The organism is Neorhizobium sp. 2083, assembly GCF_031455615.1.
Taxonomy (GTDB): Bacteria; Pseudomonadota; Alphaproteobacteria; order Rhizobiales; family Rhizobiaceae; genus Neorhizobium.
Window position 1 is genome coordinate 1 of the sequence record NZ_JAVDTC010000021.1, and the last position, 5,666, is coordinate 5,666.

Consider the following 5,666-nt stretch of genomic DNA (forward strand, 5'->3'; position numbering starts at 1 on the left):
GAGGATGATGAAGTCGAGACGGTTGAGGTAGTCCGCCGTCCGACCCTGCTTTCCGCTGCGCGTCTCCGTTTCCAAACGATTGACGAGATCGACGACGTTGAAGAAGCGGCCACGCGTTCCGTTACGGATCAGGGCACGGGCAATCGCAATGGCCAGGTGGCTCTTGCCTGTTCCCGTGCCGCCGACGAGAACGACGTTACGTTGGTCGGCGACGAAGGTGCCGGTAGCCAGCTCCCGTACCAGGGATTCATTCACAGGTGTATCGGCGAAGTCGAAGTCATCAATGTCCTTGGCAAGCGGCAGCTTGGCGATGCTGAGCTGGTAGCGAATGGACCGGGCCTGCTTCTCGGCGATCTCCGACTGCAGGAGGTCACCGACGATACGCGGCGGTTCGTGCTGCCGTTTGATACCGTTGCCCATGACCTCGTCATAAGCGCTGCGCATTCCGTAGAGCTTCAGCGTGCTCATCAGTTCGAGAACCTGTGTGCGTTCCATCAGCTTGCCCTCCTGAGGCTGTCATAGCGTGCGCAGTCGGCGACCGGTTCATGGGTCAATCGAAGCGCATCCGAGGTTTGCAGGGTTACCGCCGGAGCCGGGTCACGACTACGAGCCAGAATGTTTATGATTACCGAAGCCGAGCAGACGCCCTGGTCCAGCGCCTCCTGGCAGGCCGCATCGACGGCCGTCAGACCATCGGTGGGAACGCATGCAAGGATGGTGACCATTTGCCGATCACCGTCATGGACGCTCTTCAGGCGCTTGCGGACCTTCTCCATCGCCGCTGGCAACACCCAGTCCCTGAACGGTGCGCCGTTGCGCAAAGCGCCGCGTTTGCGACCCAGAACAGGTACATAGTGCCACGGATCGTAGATCGTCTCGCCACGGCCAAAGCGACGCTGATGCTCACCGACATTCACGCCGTCCTGCCGGATGACGATCCGGTCGGCATAGGCATGAACCTCGACGGGGCGGCCGACGGCAGTCGAGAGACAGAGTATTTATTGTTGTCGAAACGGACCGTGCAGGTCTTCGACACCGAGGCCGGGACGCTGTGGAAACCATCGAACGGCCCGACGTAATGCACGAGGCTGCCGCGTTCCTCCTCGAACACCTGCCAGATCATTCGCTCGGTCTGTTCAGGATGACGGTGTGCCTTGGCGTAGGCGATGCACTTATCGAGCAGCCAGACATTCAGCTCATCCAGGCTTTTAACCCGAAGACGCGGTGTGAAGAAGCGTTCTCGAACCAGTCCGACCTGGTTCTCGACCTGTCCTTTCTCCCATCCGGATGCAGGCGTACAGGCAACAGGTTGAACGAGATAGTGGCTGCACATCTGCAGGAAACGGCGGTTATATTGCCGCTCCTTGCCGATGAAGACGGCCTCTACCGCCGTCTTCATGTTGTCGTAGATGCCGCGTGTGCAAGTGCCTCGGAAAAAGTCGAAGGCCTTGTCGTGGGCATCGAACACCATCTCCTGGCTCTCGCGCATAACGCTCTCGCGAACATCATCCGACTGTGGCAGAGCCGGACATGCGCGACCTTCACGGTCGTCGTCACCCGTTGATCAGAATGATCTCGTGGCTCCAGTCGAACTGATATGCTTCACCGGGTGCGTAATAGAGCGGAACATAGGCCTCGGCCGTTACGGTCCCTCGCTTCTTTTCCCAGGCCTTGGCATAGCGGCGAACGGTATCGTAACTGCCGTCGTAGCCAAGTGCCCGGACCTCCTCGTAAATCCGGATCAGCGTCAGCCGTTCGCGCGATGCCTTGCCTTCGTTGGCAATGAGGAACCGTTCAATATCACCCTTCCAGGCTCCGATCCTGGGCAACGGTTGATGTTCTGGTTTGTAGACAAAATCAGTCGCATCAGAACGCAGGATTTTGCGAACCGTATTACGCGAAACATTCAGCTCTCTGGTGATCTTCTTCACCGACCAGCCCTGAACATGGAAGGCTCGTCGGACACGGGCAATCGTATCCACTCTCTTCAACTCCCCACCCCATCCACTGGCAAAAGCCAGATGGTCGGATGAAATCCAAGGGGGTCAAAATTGGATAAGTATTACCCCGCCAGAGGGGTCAACATTCCATGCTTAAACACAAGCTGTCCGACGACGGCGCCGATGGCGGCGGCGAGCGATATGAACGCTGTGGCTGACAGGAACTCATCCACCGTGGACCTCATTGTTGGACCAGCTAACATGCACGGGATTGAAAAGTTCGTCAGAAATCACAAAAAAGCCCGGCATGATGAGCGGCGTGATGCTCTCAAACGAACGCTATGTTGAGACCTCCCGCCGATCTGTACGGGTTCGCACCAAACCTCGGAACGATCTCCTTCCGAACGAGATTACGGCGCATCAGATTGATGCGGCGCGTTCATGCCTAGATCTCTCTTCGATACCGGCTTTGGCTACAACAGCCAGAGGGATGATACTGGCATCGATCTTGACCATGGCGAGATCGAACTGAGGCCAGCCAGTTTCTCACTGATTTCGCCAGAGATGAGCTGCCGCGGCAGGACTTCACTACGGTTCGCCTCAACGTCCGCGACGAACATCAAGTCTTTCATGGAAAACTGCGCCTACAGACCGGGACAACTGAAATGTCCTCATGTCGCGGAGGTAAGGCAGCTTGATCTGGCAAGGCAGCATGCAGGAAGAAGACGCTTTACATTCGCTCCACTGGGTGAAGGCCAGGACCAGATCCTCACCTCAGAGAGAGACTGCGAGATCTTCGACGCAACCGTATCGTTCACGATGAATGAAAAGGGAAGTGCACCAGCACCTTTTACCTTCGCAGCCCCGCTATCTGGCCTGCGCGAACCGGTAGGCTGCAGTGAGCCATGTTAAAACCCGATGGCAGGACGTATGCGGCGGCGGTCGAGAAAAGGGCAACGGCAAGCTACGTGGCTTAGTGCGATCTTCATCCAAACTTCTCGCCTCAGGAATCCTCGTCGTCCCAGGCCAGGTTCGGCCTGCTTTCGCCACCGTTTGCAGCCTCGCATTCCTTTGTGGCTTGCACCCAGTGTTCCTCGTGATAGCCGTCTGGCCGACCGGCTTGCTCCCATATTTCGTAGGCGCGTTTCGTGATCCAATCTTGCCTGTCGAATGCCATTCTCTCCTCCTGTGCCAGCCCAGTCCTAATTGATGGGATCACGAACCATCGGCCTCCCCGATAGTTTCATGCCGGCCAATATTCCAAGCCGAAGAAGCAGCCATAACCGCGCCGGAGATGCGAGTTGGGGCCTGAAAACGGACAGCCCACGACGCGACGACCTGCGCAGGAACATAGCCGAGCTCGGGCCTTGGTTTCAGAGCTTGGAAATTGCGCCATCCGTTGCTTGCGCTCGACCTGCTCTATGAACATGTCGTCGGTGACCGCAAGCGGGAAGTCTATCTGCGGCAAGGGAGAGCGGCATTATGCGGTAGAGCCGCCTCCCCATCTGCAATCTAGCCAGCCTGATTGATTGCATGAGGAGACGCCTGTTGATCGGGCGGTCCGCCGCGGCATCAGATATATGAGGCCCGTTATTACGACGGCCGCCAATAAAACCACGAGGAGCATTCTGTTGCCGGTCATGGACACTCCTTCAAGCGTAGTTGCGAATAGGATCACAGCGGCAGGAGATGAATGCTTGAAGGCCATAGATCCTTGTCTTGTTGAAGACGCTCGAACACGGGCGACAGGTGGAAGTTTCATGAGCGGTGAAACAAATAATGGGAAACCGACAGCCAACTAGAACAGCTTGCAACGGCGTCGTTGCCGCAGGAAAAGAGGATGCTAAGCGAGGCGAACAGTCCGCCGTGCATATCAAAAACCATCGCTGCTAAATCGAGCTGGCGATCGCCGGAGCAAGTCATGGAACTGCCGACGCGGCGCTCAGTTAATGAGCGGTAATGGAGTTCGTCTATGAGCATAGAACAAGATTACCCTTCACCCGGCGTCGGCAGGACCGATGGAGAAGCGGCTGACCGAAACCGTGGCGCGGAGCATTCGCGCGAAGAATATAATACGGTACCAGCCAGACCAGCTCCAGGTGACGAGACCGATCCAGGTTCTGAACAATCCGCAGAGGGCATATGTCCCGACTGCGGCGGATCGGGTAAGGTTAAAGGCTTCCAGTGTTCTACCTGCGAAGGGCGCGGCACCATCACCGTCATTGTGGGCGACGCATGACGTTCACTGCGCGCCCTCTATATGTACTTCCGACTACCCGGATAACGGAGTAGCGGAGAGAAAGAAACGAAAGCTTGGCAGTTCACGGTTGGGAGCTTGATCCATATGCGGTCGCATTAACGGGCACCGGACTTCTCATCGCACTTGTCGCATGGCTGCCATTGGCGCTGCGCCGTCTTCCGCTGTCACTCCCGATCATCTGTATGGCCATCGGCGGCTTGATTTACACCGGGCCGTATATGCAGCTTGATCCGTCGCCGGTCGCCCATCCGTATGCGACTGAACGGCTGACGGAGTTCGTCGTCATCGTCGCCCTGATGGGGGCGGGGCTAAAGATCGATCGCCGATTCTCGTTCAAGGGCTGGGGACTGGCATGGAGGTTGCTGCTGATCACGATGCCTCTCGGCATCGCCGCCATCGCGTTCGTGGGCATAGGCTTGCTCGGCCTGAGCACGGTCGCGGCACTTCTCTTGGCGGCGAGCCTTGCTCCGACCGATCCTGTTCTGGCCGCCGACATCCAGGTCGCAGGTCCGCTGGAGGGTGGGGAAGATAACGTTCGCTTTGCGCTGACGTCGGAAGCCGGGCTGAATGATGGATTTGCCTTCCCGTTCGTGCATCTGGCCATCGCCCTCAGCCTGGCGGCTTCCAACGGAAAGACGTGGTTCACCGAATGGCTCACATTGAACCTCCTATGGGAGACGATCGCCGGTATCGGTTGCGGCTGGATGGTAGGGCGGATCTTCGGATGGGCGACCTTCAAAATGCCGGGAGACACCTTGGCTAAGACAGGCGATGGCCTGGTTGCGATCGCCGCGACCTTTGTCTCCTACGGTCTTTCGGAAATGTTGCATTGCTACGGCTTCTTTGCCGTCTTCGTCACGGCGTTGACGCTCCGCAATTCGCATCGGGATCATGATTTTCAGCGCGACATGCACGACATCACGGAGCAGATCGAGCGCATCACGATGATGCTCCTGCTGTTGGCGTTCGGCGGGGCCATTGTCAATGGTCTGCTGGCCGAAGTGGGCTGGGTCGAGATTGTCGCCGGCCTGCTGATCCTTTTGGTGATCAGACCGGTGACCGGTCTTGTAGCGCTTATAGGCGCGCGGGCGACAATCTCGGAAAAAGTCGCCATTTCCTTTTTCGGCATCCGCGGTGTTGGTTCGTTCTATTACCTGGCCTACGGCATCAACCAAGGCAACTTTGAAGACGCAAATCGGCTTTGGATCATCGTATCGCTTGTCGTGGTCCTGTCGATCCTGATGCACGGTCTGACGGTGACGCCGGTGATGCGTTGGCTCGACCACCGGCACGGGCGTGAGGCAGGCTGACGGTAGTGTAGGCTGTCCCCCTATCTTCGCCGTTCAGGAAAACGCACCCAGCATATAAAGTACGACAATCAGCAGGTCGATGCCAAGCACGATGTAGATCGGCGCGGGGAGCTTGATCCGCTGGCGGTTCTTTACAGGCGCCATCCGATTATCCCT

The 5,666-nt window shown here is 57.6% G+C and carries 4 protein-coding genes and 1 pseudogene; 1 reads left to right on the forward strand and 4 read right to left on the reverse strand.

Annotation, left to right across the window (positions count from 1 at the left end; translation table 11 throughout):
• The 4 genes and pseudogenes from J2X76_RS31450 to J2X76_RS31465 form a co-directional block, all read right to left on the reverse strand.
• Nucleotides 1–495 (reverse strand): ATP-binding protein (locus J2X76_RS31450; RefSeq protein WP_310221864.1); only part of this gene is annotated, 495 nt, incomplete at its 3' end.
• A pseudogene (istA, locus tag J2X76_RS31455) lies at nt 428–1,991 on the reverse strand (IS21 family transposase). The pseudogene istA and the gene J2X76_RS31450, both read right to left, overlap by 68 nt.
• Before the next feature lie 952 nt (nt 1,992–2,943).
• Nucleotides 2,944–3,117 (reverse strand): DUF2934 domain-containing protein, encoded by a 174-nt coding sequence (locus J2X76_RS31460; protein ID WP_310221866.1) that lies wholly within the window; start codon nt 3,115–3,117, stop codon nt 2,944–2,946.
• A gap of 581 nt (nt 3,118–3,698) precedes the next feature.
• The gene (locus J2X76_RS31465; protein ID WP_310221867.1) at nt 3,699–3,920 is read right to left on the reverse strand and encodes a hypothetical protein; all 222 of its coding nucleotides are present in this window, start codon (nt 3,918–3,920) and stop codon (nt 3,699–3,701) included.
• A gap of 333 nt (nt 3,921–4,253) precedes the next feature.
• On the opposite strand from J2X76_RS31465, the gene J2X76_RS31470 reads away from it, so the two are divergent.
• A complete protein-coding gene (locus J2X76_RS31470) occupies nt 4,254–5,510 on the forward strand; it encodes a cation:proton antiporter (protein ID WP_310221869.1) in 1,257 nt (418 codons plus the stop codon).
• Nucleotides 5,511–5,666: the final 156 nt, after the last annotated feature.

Excerpts from the sequence above, each read along its gene's own strand:
- J2X76_RS31465 (WP_310221867.1), bottom strand. The coding sequence starts at position 3,920 with ATGCTCATAGACGAACTCCATTACCGCTCATTAACTGAGCGCCGCGTC.
- J2X76_RS31460 (WP_310221866.1), bottom strand. The coding sequence starts at position 3,117 with ATGGCATTCGACAGGCAAGATTGGATCACGAAACGCGCCTACGAAATA.